This is a genomic window from Bacillus sp. PAMC28571, assembly GCF_014250435.1.
GTDB classification, from domain to species: Bacteria; Bacillota; Bacilli; order Bacillales; family Bacillaceae; genus Bacillus; species Bacillus safensis.
This window is the reverse complement of record NZ_CP060191.1, coordinates 2,139,920-2,165,352: the sequence shown is the minus strand read 5'-3', so window position 1 is coordinate 2,165,352 and position 25,433 is coordinate 2,139,920. Positions and strand designations below refer to the sequence as shown.

Annotated in this window: 26 protein-coding genes, 1 pseudogene and 1 other annotated feature; of the genes and pseudogenes, 23 read left to right on the top strand and 4 right to left on the bottom strand. The window is 40.0% G+C overall.

The genetic code is table 11. The annotated features are described in order from the left end of the window. Positions 1 to 3: 3 nt before the first annotated feature. Together H7F25_RS10935 and udk are read left to right on the top strand one after the other, a co-directional pair. Positions 4 to 1,272 (top strand): peptidase U32 family protein, encoded by a 1,269-nt coding sequence (locus H7F25_RS10935; RefSeq protein ID WP_056767949.1) that lies wholly within the window; start codon positions 4 to 6, stop codon positions 1,270 to 1,272. A 7-nt stretch (positions 1,273 to 1,279) separates the two neighbouring features. Continuing rightward, positions 1,280 to 1,912, top strand: coding sequence for a uridine kinase (gene udk / locus H7F25_RS10930; RefSeq protein ID WP_024423106.1), 633 nt, complete (start codon positions 1,280 to 1,282; stop codon positions 1,910 to 1,912). Between the two features lie 52 nt (positions 1,913 to 1,964). Here the strand turns inward: udk and H7F25_RS10925 are convergent. After that, a pseudogene (locus H7F25_RS10925) lies at positions 1,965 to 2,126 on the bottom strand (Ig-like domain-containing protein); the annotation flags it as partial. 525 nt (positions 2,127 to 2,651) lie between these two features. On the opposite strand from H7F25_RS10925, the gene greA reads away from it, so the two are divergent. From greA to H7F25_RS10910, 3 genes are all read left to right on the top strand, one after another. Then, positions 2,652 to 3,125, top strand: coding sequence for a transcription elongation factor GreA (greA, locus tag H7F25_RS10920; protein ID WP_008358505.1), 474 nt, complete (start codon positions 2,652 to 2,654; stop codon positions 3,123 to 3,125). Between the two features lie 50 nt (positions 3,126 to 3,175). Next, positions 3,176 to 4,918: a peptidoglycan D,D-transpeptidase FtsI family protein gene (locus H7F25_RS10915; protein ID WP_171464539.1), complete on the top strand. Its 1,743-nt coding sequence runs from the start codon at positions 3,176 to 3,178 to the stop codon at positions 4,916 to 4,918. Positions 4,919 to 4,985: 67 nt separating this feature from the next. Continuing rightward, the gene (locus tag H7F25_RS10910; RefSeq protein ID WP_025092411.1) at positions 4,986 to 5,651 is read left to right on the top strand and encodes a YrrS family protein; all 666 of its coding nucleotides are present in this window, start codon (positions 4,986 to 4,988) and stop codon (positions 5,649 to 5,651) included. A gap of 218 nt (positions 5,652 to 5,869) precedes the next feature. Here H7F25_RS10910 and H7F25_RS10905 read toward each other — a convergent pair whose 3' ends face one another. Beyond that, positions 5,870 to 6,073 carry a DUF2536 family protein gene (locus H7F25_RS10905; RefSeq protein WP_039183233.1) on the bottom strand — a complete coding sequence of 68 codons (204 nt, stop codon included), beginning with the start codon at positions 6,071 to 6,073 and terminating at the stop codon, positions 5,870 to 5,872. Positions 6,074 to 6,259: 186 nt separating this feature from the next. Here H7F25_RS10905 and H7F25_RS10900 point away from each other — a divergent pair, with 186 nt between their 5' ends. The 7 genes from H7F25_RS10900 to H7F25_RS10870 all read left to right on the top strand — a co-directional run bounded on the left by H7F25_RS10900 (position 6,260) and on the right by H7F25_RS10870 (position 10,940). Continuing rightward, a complete protein-coding gene (locus H7F25_RS10900; protein WP_056767938.1) occupies positions 6,260 to 6,901 on the top strand; it encodes a class I SAM-dependent DNA methyltransferase in 642 nt (213 codons plus the stop codon). Between the two features lie 15 nt (positions 6,902 to 6,916). Continuing rightward, positions 6,917 to 7,612, top strand: a complete 696-nt coding sequence (gene mtnN / locus H7F25_RS10895; RefSeq protein WP_024423101.1) for a 5'-methylthioadenosine/S-adenosylhomocysteine nucleosidase — start codon at positions 6,917 to 6,919, stop codon at positions 7,610 to 7,612. A gap of 46 nt (positions 7,613 to 7,658) precedes the next feature. After that, complete coding sequence (locus H7F25_RS10890) at positions 7,659 to 8,582, top strand: PLP-dependent cysteine synthase family protein (RefSeq protein WP_024427895.1); 924 nt, start codon at positions 7,659 to 7,661, stop codon at positions 8,580 to 8,582. Between the two features lies 1 nt (position 8,583). After that, a complete protein-coding gene (locus H7F25_RS10885; RefSeq protein ID WP_024423100.1) occupies positions 8,584 to 9,732 on the top strand; it encodes a bifunctional cystathionine gamma-lyase/homocysteine desulfhydrase in 1,149 nt (382 codons plus the stop codon). A gap of 72 nt (positions 9,733 to 9,804) precedes the next feature. Then, complete coding sequence (locus tag H7F25_RS10880) at positions 9,805 to 10,035, top strand: YrhC family protein (protein WP_034624035.1); 231 nt, start codon at positions 9,805 to 9,807, stop codon at positions 10,033 to 10,035. A gap of 449 nt (positions 10,036 to 10,484) precedes the next feature. Beyond that, positions 10,485 to 10,619 carry a YrzI family small protein gene (locus H7F25_RS10875; protein ID WP_065214597.1) on the top strand — a complete coding sequence of 45 codons (135 nt, stop codon included), beginning with the start codon at positions 10,485 to 10,487 and terminating at the stop codon, positions 10,617 to 10,619. Positions 10,620 to 10,778: 159 nt separating this feature from the next. Further along, positions 10,779 to 10,940 (top strand): hypothetical protein, encoded by a 162-nt coding sequence (locus H7F25_RS10870; RefSeq protein WP_155267112.1) that lies wholly within the window; start codon positions 10,779 to 10,781, stop codon positions 10,938 to 10,940. 43 nt (positions 10,941 to 10,983) lie between these two features. Here H7F25_RS10870 and H7F25_RS19520 read toward each other — a convergent pair whose 3' ends face one another. Next, complete coding sequence (locus tag H7F25_RS19520) at positions 10,984 to 11,109, bottom strand: YjcZ family sporulation protein (RefSeq protein ID WP_008342643.1); 126 nt, start codon at positions 11,107 to 11,109, stop codon at positions 10,984 to 10,986. Between the two features lie 268 nt (positions 11,110 to 11,377). On the opposite strand from H7F25_RS19520, the gene H7F25_RS10860 reads away from it, so the two are divergent. The 6 genes from H7F25_RS10860 to H7F25_RS10835 all read left to right on the top strand — a co-directional run bounded on the left by H7F25_RS10860 (position 11,378) and on the right by H7F25_RS10835 (position 18,043). Beyond that, positions 11,378 to 11,980, top strand: coding sequence for a class I SAM-dependent methyltransferase (locus H7F25_RS10860; RefSeq protein ID WP_024427897.1), 603 nt, complete (start codon positions 11,378 to 11,380; stop codon positions 11,978 to 11,980). A 401-nt stretch (positions 11,981 to 12,381) separates the two neighbouring features. Further along, positions 12,382 to 13,596: a formaldehyde dehydrogenase, glutathione-independent gene (fdhA, locus tag H7F25_RS10855; protein ID WP_024423097.1), complete on the top strand. Its 1,215-nt coding sequence runs from the start codon at positions 12,382 to 12,384 to the stop codon at positions 13,594 to 13,596. Positions 13,597 to 13,694: 98 nt separating this feature from the next. Then, the gene (locus tag H7F25_RS10850; RefSeq protein ID WP_056767935.1) at positions 13,695 to 14,468 is read left to right on the top strand and encodes a class I SAM-dependent methyltransferase; all 774 of its coding nucleotides are present in this window, start codon (positions 13,695 to 13,697) and stop codon (positions 14,466 to 14,468) included. 330 nt (positions 14,469 to 14,798) lie between these two features. Further along, positions 14,799 to 15,743, top strand: coding sequence for an ABC transporter ATP-binding protein (locus tag H7F25_RS10845; RefSeq protein WP_185853720.1), 945 nt, complete (start codon positions 14,799 to 14,801; stop codon positions 15,741 to 15,743). A gap of 19 nt (positions 15,744 to 15,762) precedes the next feature. Beyond that, complete coding sequence (locus tag H7F25_RS10840) at positions 15,763 to 16,929, top strand: ABC transporter permease (RefSeq protein ID WP_185853719.1); 1,167 nt, start codon at positions 15,763 to 15,765, stop codon at positions 16,927 to 16,929. Beyond that, positions 16,922 to 18,043, top strand: coding sequence for an ABC transporter permease (locus H7F25_RS10835; RefSeq protein WP_185853718.1), 1,122 nt, complete (start codon positions 16,922 to 16,924; stop codon positions 18,041 to 18,043). Before H7F25_RS10840 ends, H7F25_RS10835 begins: the two co-directional genes overlap by 8 nt. Positions 18,044 to 18,178: 135 nt before the next feature. On the opposite strand, the gene H7F25_RS10830 is transcribed toward H7F25_RS10835, so the two are convergent. Continuing rightward, complete coding sequence (locus H7F25_RS10830; protein ID WP_185853717.1) at positions 18,179 to 19,072, bottom strand: LysR family transcriptional regulator; 894 nt, start codon at positions 19,070 to 19,072, stop codon at positions 18,179 to 18,181. A 139-nt stretch (positions 19,073 to 19,211) separates the two neighbouring features. Between H7F25_RS10830 and H7F25_RS10825 the strand changes: the two genes are divergently transcribed. The 5 genes from H7F25_RS10825 (at position 19,212) to H7F25_RS10805 (ending at position 25,405) form a co-directional block, all read left to right on the top strand. Then, entirely contained in the window at positions 19,212 to 20,663 is a 1,452-nt protein-coding gene (locus H7F25_RS10825) for an alanine/glycine:cation symporter family protein (protein ID WP_185853716.1), read from the top strand. Next, positions 20,660 to 21,823 (top strand): iron-containing alcohol dehydrogenase, encoded by a 1,164-nt coding sequence (locus H7F25_RS10820; protein ID WP_185853715.1) that lies wholly within the window; start codon positions 20,660 to 20,662, stop codon positions 21,821 to 21,823. The genes H7F25_RS10825 and H7F25_RS10820 overlap by 4 nt, the downstream gene beginning before the upstream one ends. 129 nt (positions 21,824 to 21,952) lie before the next feature. After that, the gene (locus tag H7F25_RS10815; protein WP_185853714.1) at positions 21,953 to 22,702 is read left to right on the top strand and encodes an SDR family oxidoreductase; all 750 of its coding nucleotides are present in this window, start codon (positions 21,953 to 21,955) and stop codon (positions 22,700 to 22,702) included. A 78-nt stretch (positions 22,703 to 22,780) separates the two neighbouring features. Beyond that, positions 22,781 to 23,021 (top strand) — a binding site (T-box leader). A 52-nt stretch (positions 23,022 to 23,073) separates the two neighbouring features. Continuing rightward, entirely contained in the window at positions 23,074 to 24,294 is a 1,221-nt protein-coding gene (locus H7F25_RS10810) for an MFS transporter (protein WP_185853713.1), read from the top strand. Positions 24,295 to 24,364: 70 nt separating this feature from the next. Beyond that, entirely contained in the window at positions 24,365 to 25,405 is a 1,041-nt protein-coding gene (locus tag H7F25_RS10805) for a 2,3-butanediol dehydrogenase (protein ID WP_025092841.1), read from the top strand. The last annotated feature ends 28 nt before the right edge of the window (positions 25,406 to 25,433 follow it).

The window sequence follows — 25,433 nt, the reverse complement described above, 5'->3', positions numbered from 1 at the left end:
GAAATGGCATTATTGAAAGATGGTATTTCTGAAATGATTGATGGGAAACGTGTCATTACAAAAAAACCAGAACTGCTTGCACCCGCAGGAAACTTGGAAAAACTGAAAATTGCTGTACATTACGGAGCTGACGCTGTTTTTATTGGCGGGAAAGAATTTGGACTTCGCTCAAATGCAGATAACTTTTCAATTGAAGAAATGGCAGAAGGTGTCGCATTTGCAAACAAATATGGCGCACGCATTTATGTGACAACAAATATCTTCGCCCACAATGAAAACATGGACGGGCTGGAGGAATACCTTCAAGGGATCGAAGGCGCTGGAGTAGCAGGCATTATCGTAGCTGATCCACTGATCATTGAAACATGTAAACGTGTTGCACCGAAGCTTGAAGTCCATTTAAGCACACAGCAGTCTCTTTCAAATTGGAAAGCTGTTCAGTTTTGGAAGGAAGAAGGGCTTGAGCGTGTGGTGCTCGCACGTGAAACTAGTGCGTTAGAAATTAGAGAAATGAAAGAAAAGGTCGATATTGAAATCGAAACATTTATTCACGGTGCGATGTGTATCGCATACTCTGGCCGCTGCGTGCTCAGTAACCATATGACGGCAAGAGATTCTAACCGCGGAGGCTGCTGCCAGTCCTGCCGCTGGGATTATGATCTTTATAAACTAGAAGGTTCTGAGGAAGCGCCTTTATTTGGTGAGGAAGATGCGCCATTTGCAATGAGTCCAAAAGATTTGAAGCTTGTCGAATCCATTCCTCAAATGATCGAAATGGGAATTGACAGCTTAAAAATCGAAGGACGGATGAAATCCATTCATTATGTTGCCACTGTTGTAAGTGTATATCGCAAAGTCATTGATGCGTATTGTGCTGACCCAGACAATTTTGTCATTCAGCAGGAATGGTTAGATGAATTAGATAAATGCGCAAACCGTGACACAGCACCAGCCTTTTTCGAAGGCATACCAGGAACGGATGAACAAATGTTTGGCATCCATGGGAAGAAAACGACATTTGATTTCGCAGGTCTTGTTCTTCATTATGATGAAAAAGAAAAAATCGTGACATTGCAGCAGCGTAACTTCTTTAAGCAAGGCGACGAAGTCGAATTCTTCGGACCAGAAATTGAGAATTTCACATGCAAAATTGAGACGATTTGGGATGAAAAAGGAAATGAACTAGATGCCGCTCGTCATCCGCTGCAAATCGTCAAATTCAAGCTTGATCAAAAAGTATACCCTAGCAACATGATGAGAAAGGGGAAATAACAGCCACATGAGGAGTAAACCAGTTGTCATTGGTATTGCTGGCGGCTCGGGTTCGGGTAAAACGAGCGTCACCAATTCAATCTATGAAAAATTTAAAGGACATTCCATCCTCATGCTTCAGCAAGATCTATATTACAAAAATCAAAGTCATATGCCATTTGAAGAGCGCCTGCTCACGAACTATGATCATCCGCTTGCATTCGACAATGACCTGATGTTTGAGCATTTGGAACAGCTCCTAAGATACGAATCCATTGAAAAACCAATATACGATTTTAAACTAAACACACGTTCAGAAGAGACGGTTCATGTTGAGCCGAAGGATGTCATTATCGTTGAAGGTATCTTTGCGCTCGAAGACGAACGTTTGAGAGACTTAATGGATATTAAACTGTATGTTGATACAGATGCAGACCTTCGCATCATCCGCCGCATTTTACGCGATACGAAGGAAAGAGGCCGGTCGATCGATTCGGTGATTGAACAATATGTATCTGTGGTCAGACCGATGCATAATCAATTCATTGAACCGACGAAACGATACGCCGATATCATCATCCCAGAAGGCGGCCAAAACCATGTGGCGATCGACTTAATGGTGACAAAAATTCAAACCATTCTTCAAAACCGAGCAGAGTAAATGGTGGAGAAGAAAAAGACCTTTACAGTGTAAAGGTCTTTTCAGCATCATCTTACCAAACTCTCACAAAAACTTGTCCTAAGACAGACGTCCCTTTATAAAGAGTGATAGTGGCATCGCCACGTGAATGAGCGGTCACTAGCCCATTAGAGCTAACAGAAGCAACACTCTGGTTATCTGTCCAATAACGTGTTGCTGCAGCATTATAGACTGTTATTAGAGCAGCATTCTCGGAAAAAATCTTAAGGGTTTGATATGATAAGAAAACAATGAAGAAAAGAAGAGATGGAGAAATCACTACCACATAGCGAAAGAATGAAGTTGAAAAAAGTATATTAAAAAAACGACAAACAAATCATCACAAATTTTCAAACAATTCTTGATCAAAATGCAATTTTGTAATAATATAGCATAGACATATCGTACACTGACCATATTAGTATTGGAAGATGGAGAATGGATAAGCTATTCTTCTACATATGATCGAAATGGCCGAACGAGGTACAGGAGCTTCCTGTGCCTTTCCACAGTTTGTGCGATTTTAGACCGCTGCGAGTGGTCCTGTCTAATAAAAGGCATAATAGTTGCATCTAAAAGGGACGCCATGTAAGATGGACTTTTACGAATATGGTACAGAAGGAATGAGGGCCTGAACATGTCCTCATTCTTGTATATTTCAGTCGTCACTCACGTGCAGAAAGTTTGTATGGTGAGGATTAATAGAAGGAGTGAATGATTCATGGCACAAGAGAAAGTATTTCCAATGACAGAAGAAGGAAAACGTAAATTAGAAGAAGAGCTTGAATATTTGAAAACGGTTAAACGTAAAGAGGTTGTAGAGCGTATTAAAATCGCTAGAAGCTTTGGAGACCTCTCTGAAAACTCGGAGTATGATTCTGCTAAAGAAGAGCAGGCGTTTGTAGAAGGCCGTATTACAACGCTTGATAATATGATTCGTAATGCTAAAATTATCGAAGATGAAGGAAACTCAAATGTGGTTTCACTTGGTAAAACGGTGACATTCGTTGAATTACCAGACGGGGAAGAAGAGTCTTACACAATTGTTGGAAGTGCAGAAGCTGACCCGTTCGAAGGCAAGATTTCAAACGATTCACCTATTGCAAAAAGCCTTTTAGGTAAACAAGTAGACGACAAAGTAACCGTTCAAACACCTGGCGGAGAAATGTTCGTCCAAATTGTAAAAATTTCTTAATCACGTTTATCAGGTAAACACCTCGTCCACAATAGGGACGAGGTGTTTTTATGCGCAAAAAAAGAAGAATTCAATGGACAGGTGCGATTATTTTTATACTATTGCTCGGTCTTCTGATGAGACTGGCAGAAATTCAGCTGTTCTTTACAGAATCGTTTTCAAAGCTTGATATCAATTTAATACAAGAAAGTGTCAAACAGCGAACAGAAGAAGTCGTTATTTCAGACGGGCGCGGTGAGTTTTTAGATCGAAACGGCCAAGCACTTCTTACAAAAGAACAGCCTGCGGTTATCTTATTTCCTTTCCTGCAATATGATCTTCCACGCTTACAGCAAACCGCCTCTATTCTTGAGATGGAAGAGGATGAACTCAAAAAACAGTTAACAGAAACGAAAAAACCTCTCATTTTAAAAGATGACATCACGAAAAAAAAGCTGAAAGACATCAATGATATGAAATATTCAGGTGTGTACGGCGTATATATGAAAGAGAAGGACAAAAAAAGACTTGCCCTCCACACACTAGGCTTCACAAGCGAAAATCCAGAACTATTGAGAAAGCGTTATCCTGACAAAAAAGAGCTTTCCATACGTACTGAAATCGGCACATTTGGGCTGGAAAGCACCTTTGACGAATTTCTATTACCCGAGCAAGACACAAAATTGTTATATCATGTGGATGGAAGGGGAAACCCTTTGTTCGGTATGGACGTCAAATATACAGCAGAAGCTCATTCCTTTTATCCACTTCAGGTACAGACAACAATAGATGAAGACATGCAGGCTGAAATGGAGAAGGTGCTCAAAGAACAAGGCGTTGAAAAAGGCGGTGCCGTTCTGCTCGACATTGAAAGCAGCAGTGTACTCGCGATGGCGAGTACCCCAAATGTCACAAGTAAAAACCGGCATGAGGCAAGAAATTACATGCTGACAGCGATTGCACCAGGCTCTGTCTTTAAAACGGCTGTACTTGCCGCAGCAATCGAAAAAAATCTTGACCAGCCACAAACCATGTATGACTGTCGAAAGAATTTATATGGAGAGCCTGAAGGAAAACAAGAAGTGCTGAATCTGACTGATAGTTTCTCGCAGAGCTGCAATTATACCTTTGCGACACTTGCTGAAAGGCTCATTCAAACAGATGATCAAATCATCGAAAAGACGGCTTCTAAGCTTGGACTCATAGATCGAGCTGGCTGGGAAGGGGATGTCTATCATAAGCAGCACTTCAAACAGTTTGATCGTGAAGAAACAGGCAGTGTGTGGGGAGATAAAAGAGACAAGCATGTCAAAAAAGCCATTGCACAAACCGCAATAGGACAAAAAAATGTCAAAACGACGCCTCTGCAAATCGCGAATATGATGGCTGCGATCGCAAGAGGAGGAGAACGAAAAGAAGTGAAAATTGCAGAAAAAGTGCTGTATCAAAACGGAACAACGATGCTGTCCTTTCAAAACAAACGGCCTGAAGGGGGCAGCATAGACCGCTATACAGCTCAAAAGCTGCAAAAATTCTTAAGGCAGGTGGTGACCTCTGACAAGGGAACCGGAAGAAGGTTTCAAGATTTGCCATACGATGTAGCGGGAAAATCAGGTACTGCCCAAACCGGCAGTCAAGACAAAAAGGGGAATCCGCTTTATCATAAGTGGTTTGCTGGATACTTTCCGGTAGAAAAACCAAAATACGCCCTTGTTGTTGTTCACCTTGATGAGACAAGTGGCCGGGCTAAGACAAATGATGCGTTTTATGATATTGTAAAAAAGGTCAATGAAATTGAAAAGAAACAGACATAGAACATCCCTTCATGACATGTTAGAATAGTAACGACTTAGGGAACAGAGGCAAAGGAGTGCAGAGATTTTGAGTAGAAATTCTCGATTTGAACATCGTGATAAGCGCAGAAAGGCAAATATGGTGCTTAACATATTAATTGGTATCGTTGTGGTGCTTATTTTGGTTGTCGCATCGAGTTTGTTAATTTTTAATAAGCCGAAAGATCCTGATGTAGCGGATGCGCCATCAAAAACGGCACCTGCAACAAGTGAAAATAAACAAAACTCACAAGAAGATGTGAAAGATCCAAAGAAAGACACATCCGATGATTCAGATGCAAAAAAAGATGATTCATCTGATCAAGACGACGAAACGAAGAAGACAGATGATGAAGAAAAACCTAATAAAGATGCGTTAAAAGACGCCAAAGAAACAGATGGCGGCAAAACGAGTGATGTAGACAAAACATACGAAAATGATGACTGGGAGCCTGTAGGAACAGAGCAATCCGGTTCACATACAGCAACCTATGATTCCAGCTCAAAAGACTGGAAAGAAATGATCAAAGCCATGTCCTATGCGACAGGAATTTCAGAAGATCAAATGACCGTTCTTTGGTTAGGAAATAACGGAGGTCCTCAAGATGCAAAAGGAACCATCCGTGATAAATCAACAGGTGAACGCTACCGCGTGGAAATTACGTGGGTAGATGAAAAAGGCTGGAAACCTGTGAAGGTTGAAAAATTAAGATAAACACGAAAAAAGATAGCAGATTGTTGACAAAGGGCTAAAATGATGTTTATTTTAGCCCTTTGTCTTCTTTTCAGCGTGATAGAAAACCTTTGCAGTCTAGGAAGGACGAGTACCGGAGCGGAGCGAATTTGACATTCGTGAGCACCGGCACGCAGAACTGACAACGAATGCGAGGGTTTGTCTACACGCTGAGATAGCAGATCTGCTATCTTTTTTGTTTAAACATTCGCTTTAAAATGAACAACTGCTGTATACAAAATCTGCTCATCGATCACAGTCGTTTGATGACTGACAGAATGAACAGTCAGCAGAATCGCCTGATTATGTTCAATTTGTTTTTGGATCTTTTGTTCAAGTTCTTTTAAAGATGTTGCTTCAAAAAATTCTATTTTATCCTTTAAAAAATCCAGCTGAAAATCCATTTGATTCACCTCTCTATACTCTTCATTCATCTTAATCTCTCTCCCTCAGAAGGGCAAATGTTTTTCGGTCTCTCCCAGTATTTTTTAGTAGGAAAGAAACAGAAGTTGTGGTAGGATAGGAACTGTTCGACGGAATAAAACATACTATACGCATAGGAATAAATAGATAAAGTGGAGGGAAAGAAAATGGGACGTGAATTTCTTTCTTTATTTGATCATTGGGCTGACTCTTATGACGACACGGTAAGTGGTCATGACGAGCAGTATAAAGAAGTGTTTCGCCGGTATCCGGCTATTTTAAAAGAGATTGTCCGCCTTTCAGGCCAAGACGTTCTTGAGTTTGGAAGCGGTACGGGGAATCTAACAGCGCTGCTCCTTGCAGCTGATAAAAACGTGTATGGTGTTGAACCATCAGATGCCATGAAGAAAGCGGCTCTTCAAAAAGGACTGCCAGATCTATTTCATGATGGGGATTTTTTATCATTTCCAGCGCCGCCATTTGAGCCAGATACGATCGTCAGCTCATATGCATTCCACCATTTAACGGATGAAGAAAAAAAACAAGCCATTCACACCTATAGCAACATCCTTCACTCAGATGGTAAAATAGTTTTTGCTGATACAATGTTTCAAAATCAAGCAGCACATCAAGCTCAGATCGACAAAGCGAGAGCCGCAGGGTTCGATCAGCTTGCAGAGGATTTAGAAACGGAATATTATCCATCCATTGATGTGCTAAAGCAAATCTTTGAAGAAGAAGGTTTTAGCACGTCCTTTCATCAAATGAATGATTTTGTTTGGATCGTAGAAGCGAAGAAAAGGGAATGAAAGGATGTTTTTGATTTGAAAATCGCAGTTATAGGTGCAATGGAAGAAGAAGTGACGATTTTAAGAGATCAACTAAAAAATGCTACACAAGAAAACATCGCTGGGTGTGAATTTACAACAGGTGTTTATGAAGATAAAGAAGTGATTTTATTAAAATCAGGAATTGGAAAAGTAAATGCAGCGGTCAGCACAACATTACTGCTTGACCGCTTTCAGCCAGATTATGTGATCAATACAGGATCTGCTGGCGGTTTCCATCACTCATTAAATGTAGGTGATATTGTCATCTCTACTGATGTGAGACATCATGATGTAGATGTGACCATCTTTGATTACGAATATGGACAAGTGCCGGGACTTCCAGCTGCTTTCATTGCAGATGAAAAGCTTGTGAAGCTGGCAGAAGAATCTGCTTTAGAAATTGATCATATTCAAGTGGCAAAAGGAACGATTGCAACAGGAGATTCGTTTATGAATGATCCGGATCGTGTAGCGTTTGTGAGAGAGAAGTTTCCAGAGTTATATGCGGTGGAAATGGAAGCCGCAGCCGTTGCACAGGTCTGCCAGCTCTTTGGTACGCCATTTGTTGTCGTTCGAGCGCTATCAGATATTGCAGGGAAAGAATCCAATATCTCCTTTGATCAATTCCTTGAGCAAGCAGCGATTCACTCAACCGACCTTGTCTTGCGTATGATAAAGCAAACACAATAAAAGAAGGGGTTCCCCCCTTCTTTTCCATACAAAGGAAGGGAATCATATGGCTGTCATAAAGGATATTACTGAATTAATTGGCCGCACACCGCTTTTAAAGCTGTCAGGGATTGGCGTCCCAGAAGGCGTTGAGGTGTATGCAAAGCTTGAGATGATGAATCCAGGTGGAAGTATTAAGGATCGTTTAGGTGACATGCTCATCAGAGAAGCATTAGCATCTGGCAAACTGCGTCCAGGCGGAACTATTATTGAAGCAACTGCTGGAAACACAGGAATTGGGCTTGCCCTAAGTGCAAGAAAGCATCAATTGCAAACCATTTTTTGTGTACCAGAACATTTTAGTCAAGAAAAACAACAACTGATGAAGGCGCTCGGTGCAGAGATTATTCATACACCCAGAAAAGAAGGCATGAAGGGTGCGATTGATCGAGCCCTTGAATTAGAGGCAAGCCTTGACAATGCCTATTGTGTTTTACAATTTAAAAACCAAGTAAATCCATTGACTTACTACAGAACGCTCGGTCCCGAATTATGGTCCGACTTAAAAGGGAATATCGATGTATTCGTGGCGGGAGCAGGATCTGGCGGAACTTTTCAAGGTTGTGCCGCCTATTTAAAAGAGCAGAATCAGGCGTTAAAAACAGTGGTTGTGGAGCCTGAAGGATCAATTTTAAATGGAGGGGATCCGGGTCCGCATAGAACGGAAGGAATTGGCCTTGAATTTATCCCAGATTATATGGAGCAGGCTTTATTTGATGAGATTTACACTGTCAGTGATGATGATGCGTTTCGAATGGTGAAAGAAGCAGCTGAAAAAGAAGGTGTTCTCATCGGCAGCTCTTCTGGTTCCGCTTTATTTGCCGCTTTAGAGGAAGCAAAGAAAGCAGCACCTGGGACAGTCATTGTCACCATTTTTCCTGACAGCAGTGAGCGATATTTAAGTAAAGGAATTTATGAGGGAGGAAAATAGCATGAAACCAAAAACAATGATGATTCACAGCGGAACAACGGGTGATGAAAGAACAGGCGCCGTGTCTGTACCGATTTACCAAGTGAGTACTTATAAGCAGCCGAAAGCAGGCGAACATACGGGGTATGAATACTCCAGAACAGCAAATCCAACAAGAACTGCCCTGGAAACAGTCATTCGTGATCTTGAAGGAGGAGCAAGCGGCTACGCATTTGGTTCAGGGATGGCAGCCATTACGGCTGTGATGATGCTGTTTAACAGCGGAGATCATATTGTGCTGACAGATGACGTGTACGGCGGAACCTACCGCGTCATCACAAAGGTGCTAAACCGTATTGGCATTACTGCAACCTTTGTTGACACAAGTGATCCTGAAGCAGTGAAAAAAGCCATTTTACCTGAAACAAAAGCCGTTTACATTGAATCGCCAACCAATCCTTTACTCAAAATGACGGATCTAAAAGCCATCGGCGAATTGACAAAGGAAGCCAACATCTTGATGATTGTCGACAATACATTTTTCACACCGTATTTCCAAAAGCCGATTGAATATGGCGCAGACATTGTCTTGCACAGTGCGACTAAGTATTTAGGCGGCCATAGTGATGTTGTAGGCGGGCTTGTCGTCACAGCGACGAAAGAGCTTGGAGAAGAACTGCACTTTGTTCAAAACTCGACAGGCGGAATTCTTGGACCGCAGGATTCATGGCTTCTCATGAGAGGGATGAAAACGCTTGGACTACGAATGGAAGCACATCAACAAAATGCACAGAAAATCGCTGAGTTTTTAAAGCAACATGCAGCCGTCACACGTGTTTATTATCCAGGTCTCGATACTCACCCTGGACATGAACTTGCGAAAACACAAGCATCCGGCTTCGGCGGCATGATCTCTTTTGATATTGGAAAAGAAGAACATGTCGATGTATTTTTAAGCCAGCTTAAGCTGTTTACAATCGCAGAAAGCCTTGGAGCGGTTGAAAGCTTAATTTCTGTCCCTGCCCGGATGACCCATGCGTCCATTCCAAAAGACCGCCGGGAGGAGCTTGGCATCACAGATGGTTTAATTCGTATTTCCGTCGGAATTGAAGATGTGGATGATTTACTACATGATATCAAGCAAGGACTAAGCGCACTGGCGAATGGATAGATTTACATGCTCCTCGCTTTCTCTCACTATGTTAAGCTATGAATAGACATTGATAACTGGAAGGTGAAACAAGTGAAGAAAAAGTGGAGTGATTTAGTGACAGATTACAAGCAGTACGCTTTTATTTTGCTTGCTGTCAGCACCTTTTTATATATTGGTACGATCTTACCGAACCAGCACATCGAAGCATCTCCAAAAATGCTGATGATGGGAATAGATTGTGTTTTCTTATTAGCAGCTTTTATTTGTGTTAAACGCGCGATTTTCTTTCAAAAGAAACTGCAAGAATTAGATGAAGATTAATTCGAAAGCCTCCTCATTTGCCTGAGGAGGCTTTTTTTATTGTATTGGATAATCGGACAAGAATAACTGTAGAAATTTAGTCAAAAACACAAAATTCATCTATATTACTAAAAACAGGTTTACAAAATGGTGCTTGCTGGATATACTTACAAAGTAATTAAAAAAAACGTAAAGGAGGCTGAAGAATATGTTATTCGTATCTACTTGTGATCAATTCAACCAACAATTTCATCATGTCATCAGCCTGTGGAAGAGTTCGTGTCCTTCCTTTGCCTTATACGGTGCACGCTTCAAAACTGTTTAAGTAAACGAGGATTTCACACGTATCATCCATTGCAGGTTGGAAGACACTGTCTTTTGATCTGCATTTTTGTGTGCCCGCAGGTCAACTGATAAAGAAGATCTGCGGGCTATTTCGCGTGCTGCGAACTGAAGGGAGGTGAGCGTATATGACAATCCATTTATTTTTTATTACTTTGACGATTAAGCGGAAATACAAGGACATTGAGACCGTTCTTTACGAACAAGAAGTCGAAACAATTTATGAAGAAATGAAACAGAAACAACTAAAGTATATGAACTAAAACAGGAAATGAAAAATGTGAAAAGGAGGAGATTGACATGTTTATGATGCTTGCCATGCTTGATTGTTATACGATGGAGAAGGATCAGGTTTAGACACGCTCCACATTGATCACCTGCACATATGATACCGTAAAAGGTGATTGTGAGGTGATCAATGAATGTCGATGTCACCATATATGAGATTTCCGTCTGTGGGGCACGGGTATGCATCTATTCCGCATTCCTTAAAGCACGGATACGGCAATCCATACCGCATGCAAAGAGAGCAAGAGGAAATGCTCAGACGTTATATGTATCAGTACCGGACTTATTGGTATTAAAGAAAAGGAGCAGGAAACCATGACGTTTCCTGCTCCTTTTACGTTAGCAAATCCAGCTTGCACCAATGATGATCAACAAAATGAACAGTACAACAAGCAATGCGAATCCGCCTGCAAAACCGCCACCGTAGCCACCGCAGTAGCCTCCAGAATAACCGCCAAAGCCCATAATCTAGCACCACCTTTATCTAATCAAGATACATTTATAAATTATGCAGCTCATGCAGAAAACGAAATCAATCTGAGCACAAATAATGAAAACGCCTATTCAGGTTAAAAAAATTTTCACTTTCTGCGAAACATTTTCTGAAAAGGAGCGTCTTATAAGAGACAAATAAATTAGGACTAGGTCTTAATTTTTGTAAGGTGAGAGCCGATATGAAAAGTAAGGAAATTTGTAAATAGTTTTATTTACTGGTGAAAAGCAGGTGTTAACATTGATTCAAAGCTGGATTGGAAAACAAATGAGGGAACCAAAAGGCTTGTTCTCAAAATGGGTTGCCCGCTATATGGAAAAAAATCATCATAATATCAATGAATGGACGATTCAACTCTTAAATATACAAGAAAATGACCGAATTTTAGAAATTGGGACTGGAAGAGGCATCACCTTATCAAAGGTAGCTGAAAAACTTGACCGCGGAAAAGTATATGGAGTGGATGCCTCTCGCCATATGATTAAATATGCAAAAAGAAAACATAAGAAGCTTGCGGAACAGGACAAAGCCGTCATTACGCTTGGTAAGGCTGAGCAATTACCTTTTGAAGACAGATCATTCAATAAATTATTTACGGTGCAGACGATCTATTACTTGAAGGATATTGAGCAAGTCATGAAGGAAGTGTACCGCGTCCTTCAAGTGGATGGAGAAGTATTTTTATCTTTCCAAAAGCAGGAGCTGATCAACGAACAAAAACGGTCAACATCTTTTTCATCGTACAGTGAAGAAGAGATCAGCCGTCTGTTTTCAGCATATCACTTTAGAGAAGTCTCGGTTTATCACTATGATACATACATCTGTATCAAAGCCTTAAAATGATGAAAATATTTCCCAGGTAATGAACAAGCACTCAAAAAAGAGGCTCTTCGTCAGAGGAGCCTCTTTGCCTGCAATAAAAAAAGGTTCTTCATCAGAAGAGCCTTTTGTATGTGATATAGGCGCCAGCCAGGTGTGTAAGGAATGATAGTATATATAAGGAATTTGTTTGTCGATTAAGGATACCTGTCTGGCTTATTTCTTATATCGACACCGTTCTGCAAAAGTTTAGCTTTTTTTTCAATATTTTCTTTTTTATTTCGCTGAAAGACACATTTTTCTTTCTCACATAGACATGTGACTCCCTCTTTTTCACATAATGTGCTGTTTGAAGAAGGAAATTGCTTAAGAAATAGAGAAAATTGTAGAGACTTCATTTTTAAACAAAAGGGAGGAATGAAATCATGTCGGGAAACAAAGGTGTCGTTTATAAAGGAGCAGGAAAAGTAGCAGTTGAGGATATTGGATACCCTGATTTGGTCTTAAAAGACGGCCCGGGTGTACCTAAAGCCAATGTGGGGCGCAAATGTGAGCATGGCGTCATTTTAAAAGTAGTGACGACGAATATTTGCGGAAGTGATCAGCACATGGTGAGAGGGCGTACGACTGCACCTGAAGGACTTGTCCTTGGTCATGAAATTACAGGTGAAGTCGTGGAAGTTGGGCGAGATGTGGAGTTTATTCAAAAAGGAGATCTCGTGTCCGTTCCGTTTAATATTGCATGCGGACGCTGCGTCATGTGTAAGGAACAAAAAACCCATGTGTGCTTAAATGTAAACCCGGACCGCCCAGGGTCTGCCTATGGATATGTAGATATGGGCGGATGGGTTGGCGGCCAATCCGAGTATGTCATGGTTCCATATGCAGATTTTCAACTGCTCAAATTTCCAGACAAAGATCAAGCGATGGAAAAAATACTTGATCTCACGATGCTTTCCGATATTTTCCCGACAGGTTTTCATGGTGCTTATACGGCTGGAGTAAAGCCTGGTTCGACCGTATATATTGCAGGTGCTGGGCCAGTAGGTCTTGCAGCAGCACATTCGGCTCAGCTTCTTGGCGCATCTGCTGTGATTGTTGGAGATCTGAATGAGCAAAGACTGGAACAGGCAAGAAGCTTCGGCTGTGAGACGATCAATCTACGAAAACATGATCGAATCGGCGAACAAATTACGAATATTTTAGGGGAGCCAGAAGTTGATTGTGCCGTCGATTGTGTCGGCTTTGAAGCTTCGGGTCATGGGGACCAGGGAGAAGCACCAGCAACTGTTTTAAATACGATTATGGATATTACTAAAGTTGGCGGCAAGCTTGGAATTCCAGGGCTTTATGTCACAGAAGATCCAGGAGCAGTGGATGCCGATGCAAAAGTCGGTTCTCTGAAAGTGCGAATTGGACTTGGCTGGGCGAAAGCTCATACCTTTGTGACAGGTCAAACCCCTGTTATGCAATATCATCGCAGTCTAATGAAATCCATTTTAAGCGGCAGAGCACAGATCGCTAAAGCCGTCAATGCGACCGTCATTGACCTTGATCAAGCCCCTAAAGGATATAGTGACTTTGATTCGGGTGTGGCGAAGAAATTTGTCATTGACCCGCACGGGATGCTTTCTCGATAATTTTTAACATGAAAGGAGCCGCTCAATAAAATGGGACGGCTCTTTATTGTGGAAAATCACATAGAATATACAAATCCATTTCAAGGGGGAGGAATTAGATGAATTCAGATCAAGCCAAAAGAAGGGTTGTAGAACAATTTGGGAGAAATGCAGAAAAGTATGTGACGAGTCAAACTCATGCAAAGGGAGCAGACCTGGATCTAATCGTTGAATGGACAGCTCCAAAAGAAAGCTGGATCGTCCTCGATATAGCAACTGGTGGCGGGCATACCGCAAAAGCATTGGCTCCATATGTGAATCAAGTATTTGCGACGGATTTAACGAAAGAGATGCTTTCGCATACATCACTTCATTTAAAAGCGTATCCACAAATTTTTTATGTAGTAGCGGATGCAGAAAGCCTTCCTTTTTTAGATGGCACATTTGATATGGTCACATGCCGAATTGCAGCACACCATTTCCCGCACCCTGAACAGTTTGCCAAAGAGGCATCTCGCGTATTAAAGTCAAATGGTCTGTTTTTCTTTATTGATAATGTTTCACCAAATGATGAAGAGCTTGCACTATTTATCAATGAGCTGGAAAGATTGAGAGACCCAAGTCATGTGTCCTGTCTATCTACAGAACAATGGCGGGAATTGTTTTATAAAGAGGGAATAAAAGAAGTAAGATCAATGGAACGAAAAAAACGTTACCCTTTTCAAGAATGGGTCAAGCGAACAACGAAAACTTTAAAGGAAGAAGAGATCGTTACAAAATACATGTTAGATGCTAACGAGAAAATAAAGCAATATTATAGATTGAACATGACAGAAGATCAAATAGAATCAATAGAGGTGGATGACTGGATTGCTCTTTTCAGGAAAGAATAAAAATGTCGATTAAACTTTGTGGAAAAAGCAGGATCAAACATTTGTGAGTGGTGATCCTCCTCCTGTGATGTAATATGACTGAAATTAGTATTTGATCCGCATATATTGATTAAAAAACTTACAAGAACCCTTTGTAAGTTTTTTTGTGTTTTCAACATTTATAAAAGCCTGTACTATTCTCCTGCATTCCGTAACATGTTAAAATGAACGGATTGGAAATATTAATATTTAGTAGAATTTTATACCATATATTATAATTTGATTGGATGGTAAATAATTTTAGGTTTTTTATGTGAGAGAACGATATGCCGAATAGAGGAGAGAGATAGGTTGCTAAAAGTACATGACATTAAGAAAAATTATGAGAATCAGCAGGTATTAAAAGGGGTAACCTTTCACTTAAAAAAAGGAGAATCATTTGGTCTATTGGGACCGAATGGTGCTGGGAAATCCACATTAATTGGCATCTTGACAGGGCTTATCCGAGCAACTAGTGGCTCTGTAACGATTGAAGGTTTAGATTTAAACAAAGAATCAAATAGAGCACAGCAAATGATTGGTATTGTCCCGCAAGAGATCGCGTTATATTTACATTTGACAGCAAAAGAAAATTTAATATTTTGGGGGAGAATGTACGGACTCAAAGGAAAGGAGTTAAAAAGCAGAGTACAAGAAACACTTCAGTTAATTGGTCTTGAAGATAGAGCAAATGACAAAGTGAAAGTATTCTCTGGAGGAATGAAAAGAAGAGTGAATATCGGATGCTCGATTTTGCATCAACCGATACTATTAATCATGGATGAACCGACTGTAGGTATAGATCCACAATCAAGAAATCACATACTAGAAACAGTAAAAATGTTAAATAATGAAGGGATGACAATTATATATACTAGTCATTACATGGAAGAAGTCGAATATTTATGTGAAAGAATGGCTATTTTGGACCACGGATCGATCATTGCAATGGGGGATCAACATGAATTAAGTGAGCTTGTCGGCAATCAAAGGGAAATTATTTTTACTATTAAACGTGAACATGGACAGAGCGAAATAGATCGTGTGTGCCAATACATACATGATGAAGATCCGTTAAAGGAAATCGTGATTCATGGAAATCAAATTAAAATATTTGATCAACATCCTCAGCAGCTATTAAGTCGTCTCATTCAAGGTGTGACTGCATTAAATGTTCAAATTATTTCAGCAGAAATCGTAGAACCAAACTTAGAAAATGTTTTTTTATATTTAACTAGTAAAAAATTGAGGGATTAGGCTGTTTGGAGGTGAGCATATGAGCATTTGGGTTGTACTGAAAGATCTATTATTGTTTTTTAGGGATAAGAAAAGCTTTTTTACACTTTTTTTTATGCCTATCATATTAATTGCTATTTTAGGTGCAGCATTTGGAGATAACATGAAGAAAGATAGTGAAATCAGGATCAATTCATTTCGAGTAGGAATAACAGATCAAGATAAGTCCGCTACAAGTAAAATGTTTCTTTCAACAGTGTCTAAGAGTGAACTAAGTGACATATTTGATGTGAAGGTCACCTCGAAAAATCAGCTAGAGAAAGATTTAAATAGTAGAGACATTACAATGGGGATAATCATCAAGCCGAATTTTGAAAAAAGCCTATTGAATCATGATCATGTGCAATTGAATATTTTGAAAGGGCCTAATTCAAACTTACAGGAAATGGTTCTGGAAAATGTGGTTTTGCAATTCTTTCAAAATTATCATATGAATCGTATTCTGGTGCCGTTGAATCAAGGTAAAGAAATGGAGATCGTGTCTGATCAACTGAAAAAAGACCTAGTGAACGAGAGAAATATTCATATCAACAGCCAGCCGATTACATCCTTCCAATACTACGCAGGCGGGATGGGTGTGCTTTTTTTATTAATGACTGTTGTTTTTCTAGTTGGAAGTATGATAGAGGAAAAAGAGGAAGATGTTTATAAAAGGCTGATTGTATCAAAATTAAGCAATACTAGTTACATCGTTGGGAAGTTATTAGGTATTGTTTTGATGAGTATGATTCAACTTGCGGTCATTATTTTATTTACTAGTTTTGTCTTTAAGGTGAACTGGGGAGAGCCTTTTACTGTTGTGATGATCGGATGTAGTTTTATATTAAATGCTGCGGGTTTCGGGGTGCTGATTGGTTCTTTTATCAATAGAGAAAAAACGTTTAACAGTGTGGGGATTTTAGGAACTCAAGTGTTAGCTGCTTTAGGTGGGAGTATGGTGCCCTTATACTTATTCCCGCAATGGGTAATTGATATCAGCTATTTTTTACCTAATTCTCTTGCACTTCAAATGTTTTTGAAAAGTATGGCAGGTGCTGATTTTAGTGAAATTCAAAGCGGATTATTACTTAGCTGTGGGATGGGACTAGCTTTCTTCATCATTGCTTTATTAAGAATGTCTTTTGAAAGGAAGCATCGTTATGCATAAAATATTAGCCATTATAACGTTAAAGTTAAAAGAAACATTAAAGTCCCCATTGACCCTCATTTTTTTATTTGTTATGCCAATCGTATTTAGTTTTATCTTTGGAAGTACCGCATCTGATTCAAAGAAACCTACAGTTGCTTTTATTCTAGAGCCTAGTCAAGGGAAACTGGATCAAGAAATTTTCCAAATTCTCGAAAAAAACACCAAATTTCTCTGGGTAAAGGCGACTGAAAGGGACGCAAAAGATTTAGTATCTGAAGAAAAGGTAGTGGCGTCTGTGAAAGTCGCAAACCAATTAAAGTCCCATCTAAAAGAAAATAAAGAAATTTTTGATGTGACAGTTTATAAGAAAACTGAAGAATATGCAGTCTTATCTCCTTATTTAAAAGAGACAGCTACCATCATTTATCAAATCAATCAGGGTGTGAAAGAGCAGAAAAGTGTTTCTCTCACTAATGCATTGAACAAGTTAAATGAATCTGGCACCATTTCATTGGTTGAAAAAAATCAAGATGGTGAGGCAAGCCAGCAACCGAATTTAATACCGCTTGGCTTTACTATTATGTTTATGATGTTTGCGATTTCAAGCTCTGTATCATCCATTCATTTAGAGTATAAAGATTATACTTGGCAAAGATTGCTTTCGAGTCCCATTCATAAAATATCTGTGTTATTGGGGTATTTCACAGCTTATTTTCTTCTTGGATGGATACAACTGGGTATCCTTCTGACCATCTTATCAATATTTTTCAATGTATACTTAGGAAACTTTATGCTCATTTTAGTGTTTGGATCATTCGTTATTGGTCTTGTTGTGAGTTTAGGTTTTATGATTGCAACCTTATCTCATACAAAAAAGCAAGCTGAAGTATTTAGTGCGATTATCATAGTAGGAACTTGCATGCTAGGCGGTATTTATTGGCCTTTAGATATCGTTCCAGACATGATGAAGAAGATCTCTTTGGCTATACCGCAAACGTGGATGATGTCTGGTTTTGGTGAGATCATGAGCGGTACTGTCAATCACACTATCTTATTATTAGACATAACAGTTTTAGCTGCTTTTACGATTGTTTTTATGGTGATTGGTTTGAAAAATATCCGATCCTATTAATCTCTTTGTAAGAAATTACTTTTACCTTTTAAAAAGCCTAATTCCCTCTATATAGCTATAGAGGGATTTTGTATACAATAACTCTTCAGTATTTTCTGGAGGCGCGGCAATGAAAGGAATAGAAAAATGCTCATATTACCCGTTTAAAAGGATATAATCCTCTGTTAAATCCACAAATGCCTTTAAAGCAGGGGACATCCATTTGTTTTTATGCCAAAATAGTTGAATCTTCGTTGAGAAACAGGGTTCCATCCAGTTGATTTTGATGATATTGCCTTCTGTTATTTCTTTTTTTACAGAAATTTCAGGAAGTACAGCGATTCCTAAGCCTGCCATTACACATTTTTTTATGGCTTCTACATCTGCTAATTCTAGTTTACTTCTTGGTTTTGCATCTGCCTGTGTTAATGAGTGTTCGAAGGCGTAGCGATAATCACATTCTTCAGTTAACAACAATCGTTGCTCGTTTAAATCAATGGGATATACTTTTTGTCTTTTGCTCAAAGGATTTGTTGGGCAGCATACAATGGCCATCGGTTCATCTTTTAATTCTTTTACAAGTAAATGTGAGGATACTACAGGATTCATGGATAATAAGGCGACATCAATTTGTCCTTCAAGTAATAGAGTTAAGACATCCTTTTCCGCTATTCCTGGGCGGAAGATCAGTTCCACTTTTGGATACTTGGTTTGAAAGTCCGTTAAAATATGAGGAAGCCGGTAGGTACATTGTGTTTCAGATGCACATATTCTCAAAATGCCGCTTGGCTCATTCATCCCACCAACAGCCTCTAATGCTTCCCCTGTTAAGCCTAAAATTTCATCTGTATAATGTTGAAATTGTCTGCCAGCTTCTGTTAAGATCACCCTTTTTCCAAGCCTTTCAAATAGAGGCGTTCCTAGCTCTTCTTCCAATGCCACAATATTTGCTGTGATGCTAGATTGAGCATAACCAAGCATTTGTGCAGTTTTTGTAAAGTTTAATACTTTTGATGCTGTTTGGAACATCATCAGTTGTTTGATTTCCAACTTCAAACCTCCCTAAATCGGATGAGCCGATTGATACAATCAGAAAACTTCTATAGATAGATCATAACATTTTCACTATCATAAAAGTAAGCGCTTGCAATCTTTTGTTATTTCAAATATTCAGATTTACAAAGGGGAGATGGCTTTGTTTGAAGTGATTGTTAATTCAGTCAATGATTTTTTATGGACATATATTTTAGTATTCATGTTAATAGGCATAGGAATCTACTTTACAGTGAGAATGAAATTTATGCAAATTGTCTTACTAAAAGAGATTTTCCGTTCTATTTTTGAAAAAGCACCCAAAACCAAAAAGGGAAGTCCTGAAATTTCATCTATGCAAGCTTTTTTTATTGGAGCTGCTACAAGAATTGGTACTGGAAATATGGCAGGCGTTGCGATTGCTATCACTGTTGGTGGTCCTGGAGCTATTTTCTGGATGTGGTTTGCAGCCGTTTTAGGAGGAGCCTCTGCATTTGTCGAAAGTACACTGGCACAAATTTATAAGGTGAGAACAAATGACGGATTTAAAGGAGGCCCTGGTTACTATATTAAAAAGCAATTCGGATTGAAATGGCCAAGTAGGATTTTTGCCTTTTCTGTTATTCTTAGTTTCGGCTTAATTTTTAACGCTGTACAAACGAATACAATTACTAATGCCTTTCAGTATTCATTTGGGGTCAGTCCGATTGCCATGGGGCTATTTGTCACAATTTTTACAGCTTGCATTATTTTTGGTGGTGTGAAGCGAATCGCTAATTTTACACAAATCATTGTGCCAATTATGTCGGCATTTTATATCATTTTAGCACTTTATGTGATTGTCACTAATATCGGTGCTGTACCCGCAGCATTAGCAAGTATTATGAAAAGTGCATTTGGATTAGAACAAATCGTTGGAGGCGGCATTGGCGCTGCGATAATGAACGGTGTAAAACGGGGGCTCTTTTCAAATGAAGCAGGAATGGGTAGTGCACCAAACGCTGCTGCTGCCGCCAATGTTACGCATCCAGTAAAACAAGGATTTGTTCAATTGTTAGGTGTATTTTTTGACACATTAGTGGTTTGTAGCTGTACAGCCTTTATTATTATGCTATCGACAGTAGAAACAGCAGGTGAATTATCTGGTATCGAAATTACACAAGCCGCAATGGCACAGCATTTTGGATCTTGGGCTAGTATTTTCTTAGCATTTGCTATATTTACTTTTGCTTTTAGTTCTATTGTAGGAGGCTACTATTATGGTGAAGCCAATATCGGTTTTATCCATAATAGTGTAACAGCGTTATTGACGTATCGAATCATGGTATTATTGATGATCATGTTTGGAGCTGTGGCCAACTTACAAATCGTTTGGACGTTGGCCGACTTGTCGATGGCCATTATGGCAATCGTCAATTTGATTGCAATTGCTATCCTAGGAAAATATGCTTTTGCCGCTTTAGATGATTATATTCAACAAAGGCTGTTAGGCAAAAATCCAGTCTTTTATGCATCTAGCATACCAGGTTTAAAAGAAATAGAGTGGTGGGGAGCAGAAAAACAAACGGTTCACTCAACAAACTTAAATGAAGGAGTAGAAAAATCATGAGGAATTTTGAATATCATTGCCAAACAAACATAATGATGGGGACTGATCAGTCAAAAGAAATTGGATCTATAGTGGAGGATCTTTTATTGCCAGGTGCCAAAGTGATGATTGTGACAGATTCTGGTGTGAGAAACGCAGGGCTCGTTCAGCCTATTGAAGCGTATTTGCAGGAAGCAGGTTATTCTGTATTTGTATTTGATCAAGTATCTCCAAACCCTAGAGATAATGAATGTCTAGCTGGTGCAGAGCTCTTTAGAAAAGAACAAGCATCAGCGGTTATTGCGATTGGTGGCGGAAGTCCAATGGATACGGCGAAAGCAATTGCTTTATTAGGTCCAAATGGCGGCATTCCTGAAGATTATATATCAGGGAAGAAGGCATATGCTAATCTATCTCCACTAATTTGTATTCCAACAACGGCTGGTACTGGCTCTGAGGTAACACGTTCATCTGTCATCACGTTAGCTGCTTCACATAAAAAAATCACATTAAAACATGCCTTGCTTCGGCCAACCATTTCGATTTTAGACCCAGCTCTTACATTAACGGTGCCAAAAAGCATAACAGCCGCAACAGGCGTTGATGCATTGGTACATGCTATTGAAGGCTATTCTTGTAAAGTAACAAATCCTATTTCAAAAGCAATGGGTGCAAGTGCAATGGAGACCATTGTAAAATACTTACCAGCAGCATATGAAGATGGCTCTGATCTAGAAGCAAGATACAAAATGCAAGAAGGTAGTTTACTAGCCGGCTTATGCTTCGGTTCAGCTGATGTCGCGGCCGTTCATTGCTTAGCAGAAGCTCTTGGCAGTCTTTATGATACACCTCATGGTATCGCAAACGCGGTATTTTTGCCTTATGTCATGCAATTCAATGCAGCTGAAAACAAGATGTTACACGCAGAGCTTGCCAAAATAATGAGCTTTGCAGATAAAACGGATTCAGATGATGTGGCGATTCAAAAATTAATTGATGGCATGTATACTTTTACAAAAAATTTAGGTATTCCAGCACTAAAAGATTTATCTTATGTAAAAGAAGAAGATTTTGAAAAAATGGCTGAATTAGCAGAACAAAACGGCTCTACATCAAGCAATGTTCGTACCGTTACGAAAGCCGACTACTTAGACATTTTAAAAGCTGCTTTTGATCAATGAAGTCCAAAGAAACATCCTCCTATGACACGATCACTTGGAGGGTGTTCTTTTATGTTTCATGTGACTATGTATCGTCTATATAAGAGTGGTATGATGACAACATCTGATGGAGAAAGGATTGGATAAACGATGAACTTTCACAATAAAACCGTCATCATCACAGGCGCAGCCAATGGTATTGGTGAAGCGATCGCCTGCGGTTATGCAAAAGAAGGGGCGCGTGTGGTGCTTGCGGATATAGATGAAGAGAAGGGGAAGCGTTTGGAGGAGCAGCTGAGAAAAGAGTCCTTTGAAGTTTATTTCATTAAAACAGATGTGAAACAGGAGAAGGATATTCAGCGCTTAATGTCGTTTGCGGTGGAGCACTGCAAAACAATTGATATTCTTATTAATAATGCCGGCGTCATGTGCACAGCATCGCCTTATGAGTTAACGGTCGATGAGTGGGATCATGTGCTGCATACAAATGTAAGAGGGACTTTTTTATGCGCTAGAGAAGCAGCACGTTACATCAAAGAGAATCCAAACGGCGGTTCCATTGTGAACATTTCATCTACCCGTGCGACCATGTCAGAGCCCTATACAGAAGCATATGCTGCATCAAAAGGCGGCATTTCCGCGCTTACTCATGCCTTGGCAGTTTCTTTTAGTCAGGATCACATTACGGTAAATAGCATTTCCCCTGGATGGATTGAAACGAAAGATGAGAAAAGTCTTCGAGAAATTGACCATCAGCAGCATCTTTCCAATCGAGTCGGCACGCCAAAGGATATTGTGAAAGCCTGTTTTTATTTAACAGATGAAGACAATCAATTTGTGACCGGCACAGATTTGGTTGTTGATGGCGGCATGACTAGGAAAATGATTTATGCGGATTAACATGAAAAAAACATTGACGCTTTGATCGAGGCGCAGTACAATATGTAACAATTCAGCTGAAGATCGTGATGAAAAAAAGACAAAGCGCAAATAGAGAAGAGTACATCATAGCTGCCCCACACAGAGAACTCCGTGAAGCTGAGAAGGAGCTGGGAAGCATGATGGAACCAAGCCTCTTAGCTCTGCACCGGATTCCCTCGGATGGTGGTGCAGCGAACTTCTCCCGTTACAGAGAAGGGTGAATGATCACCCGCTAAGGTTCATCTGGCAACAGATGAATAAACTGAGGTGGCAACGCGGAGTAAATCCCGTCCTCAAGACAGACATGTCTTGGGGGCGGGATTTTTTTATGACAAATAGGGGGGACAATGATGAAAAAACATTGGCGGGATATGAGTATTTTACTTGGAGCCATCGGGATCGCGAACATAGGAGAATGGATTTATATGATTGCCCTCCATCTGCTTATTTTTCAAGAAACGGGCTCTGTACTTGCTGTAACAGCAGTTTATTTGCTAAGACCGGCTGCTGCTCTTTTGACCAATAGCTGGTCCGGCAGTTTGATTGATAGGCTGAATCAGCGGAATGTGATGATCAGTTTAGATATTACCCGTGCTCTGCTCATTGCATGCATCCCTTTTGCCTTATTTTCAGGACATCTGCTCATTCTGTATGTCATGGTGTTTTTCATACAGATGGCACAAGCGATGTTTCATCCAGCGTCGATGGTGTATATGACAGGACTCATCCCGGCGGATAACCGAAAACGGTTTAATGCCATTCGCTCTTTATTACAATCTGGTGGATTTTTACTTGGGCCCGCAGCAGCAGGTCTGCTCTTTCTCATTGGGACTCCTGTTCTTTCAATTTATGTAAATGCCATCTGCCTGTTGATATCTGCTCTGTTAACGATGTGTTTACCGAATTTGCTCAAAACAGATGCTGCCCAAAAGCGGTTTTCCCTTTCAATGTTAAAAGAGGATGCAAAGCTTGTTCTGCGTTTTAGTCTGACGTCACGCCAGATCATGACGGTATATTTATTATTTAGTGCGGCGATAACGGTCCTTCCTACGGCCATAGACTCACTTGAAACAGCCTTTGCAAAAGAAGTATTGATGCTGACTGATACACAATATGGCCTTCTTGTCAGTATAGCTGGAGCGGGTATTATCGCAGGAGCAAGTCTTAATTCGGTCATTGTTGAAAGGCTGTCAGTTTCGCTGATGCTTGGAATCGGCAGTTTGTTTGTGGCGTTTGGCTATCTTATTTATGCATTTTCCAACAGCCTAGTTGCAGCCGCCGGTGGATTTTTTATATTAGCCTTCTTTTTAGCATTTGCGAACACAGGCTTTATGACGTTCTATCAAACGAATATTCCTGTAGAGGTGATGGGGAGGGTAGCCAGCTTTTATGCTTTGGTTGAAGCCATTCTGACGATGGCCATGACAGGAATATTTGGCGGACTCGCTCATATTTTATCGATCAGAATCTCCGTCATCATTGGGTGTATATGTATGCTTCTAATCTGTCTATTGTTATGTTTTGTCATCTTTCGTCCATTGACTGTCAAAAAAATAGTGCATCCTACTTAGAAAATTAAAAAAATTATGTTATCATTATTTAAGTAAGTTAATTAAATTGATGAGAAAAGGAGTCTTACAAATGAAAGCACTACGCTGGCACGATCAAAAGGACATTCGACTAGAGGAAATTGATGAACCAACAGTTGCTCCAGGAAAAGTGAAACTGAAAGTAAAATGGTGCGGCATTTGCGGTAGTGATTTACATGAATATTTAGGCGGACCGATCTTCATTCCTGTGAATGAACCTCATCCACTTACAAAAGAAAAAGCACCAATTACACTGGGACACGAGTTCTCTGGTGAAGTTGTTGAAGTAGGAGAAGGCGTGAGCAATTATAAAGTAGGCGACCGAGTGGTTGTTGAACCTATTTTTGCAACTCACGGCCATCAAGGTGCTTATAACTTAGATGAAAACATGGGCTTTTTAGGGCTTGCCGGAGGCGGCGGTGGATTCTCTGAATATGTATCAGTCGATGAAGAATTACTTCATTTATTACCAGACGAAATCTCATATGAGCAAGGCGCGCTTGTCGAGCCTTCTGCGGTTGCTTTATATGCGGTTCGTTCTAGTAAAGTACAAGCTGGGGATACAGCGGCTGTGTTTGGCTGCGGACCAATTGGTTTACTTGTCATTGAAGCATTAAAAGCAGCTGGTGCTACTGATATTTATGCAGTTGAATTATCAAAAGAACGTCAAGAGAAAGCAAAAGAGCTTGGAGCGATCATTGTAGATCCTTCTCAGTATGAAGATGTTGTTCAAGAAATTGCTAGCCGCACAAACGGTGGCGTCGATGTTTCTTTTGAAGTGACAGGTGTACCTGTTGTATTGAAGCAAGCAATCCAATCAACTAGAATTTCAGGCGAAACAGTCATTGTAAGCATTTGGGAAAAAGGTGCTGAAATTATGCCGAATGACATTGTCATTAAAGAACGTACAGTAAAAGGAATTATCGGCTACAGAGACGTATTCCCATCTGTATTAAACTTAATGAGAAAAGGCTATTTCTCTGCAGACACACTCGTCACGAAAAAAATCAAGCTGGACGATGTGATCGAGGATGGCTTCCATGCATTAATCAATGAAAAAGATCAAGTGAAAATTTTAGTCAGTGCTGAATAAGTAAGATAACAAAGAGGATGGCATAAGC

Bases quoted from the DNA above. Each gene is read 5' to 3' on its own strand.
- H7F25_RS10810 (WP_185853713.1), top strand. From the start codon at position 23,074: ATGAAAAAACATTGGCGGGATATGAGTATTTTACTTGGAGCCATCGGG.
- H7F25_RS10905 (WP_039183233.1), bottom strand. From the start codon at position 6,073: ATGGATTTTCAGCTGGATTTTTTAAAGGATAAAATAGAATTTTTTGAA.
- H7F25_RS10850 (WP_056767935.1), top strand. From the start codon at position 13,695: ATGAATTCAGATCAAGCCAAAAGAAGGGTTGTAGAACAATTTGGGAGA.
- greA (WP_008358505.1), top strand. From the start codon at position 2,652: ATGGCACAAGAGAAAGTATTTCCAATGACAGAAGAAGGAAAACGTAAA.
- H7F25_RS10900 (WP_056767938.1), top strand. From the start codon at position 6,260: ATGGGACGTGAATTTCTTTCTTTATTTGATCATTGGGCTGACTCTTAT.
- H7F25_RS19520 (WP_008342643.1), bottom strand. From the start codon at position 11,109: ATGGGCTTTGGCGGTTATTCTGGAGGCTACTGCGGTGGCTACGGTGGC.
- H7F25_RS10815 (WP_185853714.1), top strand. From the start codon at position 21,953: ATGAACTTTCACAATAAAACCGTCATCATCACAGGCGCAGCCAATGGT.
- H7F25_RS10915 (WP_171464539.1), top strand. From the start codon at position 3,176: ATGCGCAAAAAAAGAAGAATTCAATGGACAGGTGCGATTATTTTTATA.
- fdhA (WP_024423097.1), top strand. From the start codon at position 12,382: ATGTCGGGAAACAAAGGTGTCGTTTATAAAGGAGCAGGAAAAGTAGCA.
- H7F25_RS10820 (WP_185853715.1), top strand. From the start codon at position 20,660: ATGAGGAATTTTGAATATCATTGCCAAACAAACATAATGATGGGGACT.
- H7F25_RS10890 (WP_024427895.1), top strand. From the start codon at position 7,659: ATGGCTGTCATAAAGGATATTACTGAATTAATTGGCCGCACACCGCTT.
- H7F25_RS10870 (WP_155267112.1), top strand. From the start codon at position 10,779: ATGTCGATGTCACCATATATGAGATTTCCGTCTGTGGGGCACGGGTAT.
- H7F25_RS10885 (WP_024423100.1), top strand. From the start codon at position 8,584: ATGAAACCAAAAACAATGATGATTCACAGCGGAACAACGGGTGATGAA.
- H7F25_RS10840 (WP_185853719.1), top strand. From the start codon at position 15,763: ATGAGCATTTGGGTTGTACTGAAAGATCTATTATTGTTTTTTAGGGAT.
- H7F25_RS10835 (WP_185853718.1), top strand. From the start codon at position 16,922: ATGCATAAAATATTAGCCATTATAACGTTAAAGTTAAAAGAAACATTA.
- udk (WP_024423106.1), top strand. From the start codon at position 1,280: ATGAGGAGTAAACCAGTTGTCATTGGTATTGCTGGCGGCTCGGGTTCG.
- H7F25_RS10825 (WP_185853716.1), top strand. From the start codon at position 19,212: ATGGCTTTGTTTGAAGTGATTGTTAATTCAGTCAATGATTTTTTATGG.
- H7F25_RS10935 (WP_056767949.1), top strand. From the start codon at position 4: ATGGCATTATTGAAAGATGGTATTTCTGAAATGATTGATGGGAAACGT.
- H7F25_RS10875 (WP_065214597.1), top strand. From the start codon at position 10,485: ATGACAATCCATTTATTTTTTATTACTTTGACGATTAAGCGGAAATAC.
- H7F25_RS10805 (WP_025092841.1), top strand. From the start codon at position 24,365: ATGAAAGCACTACGCTGGCACGATCAAAAGGACATTCGACTAGAGGAA.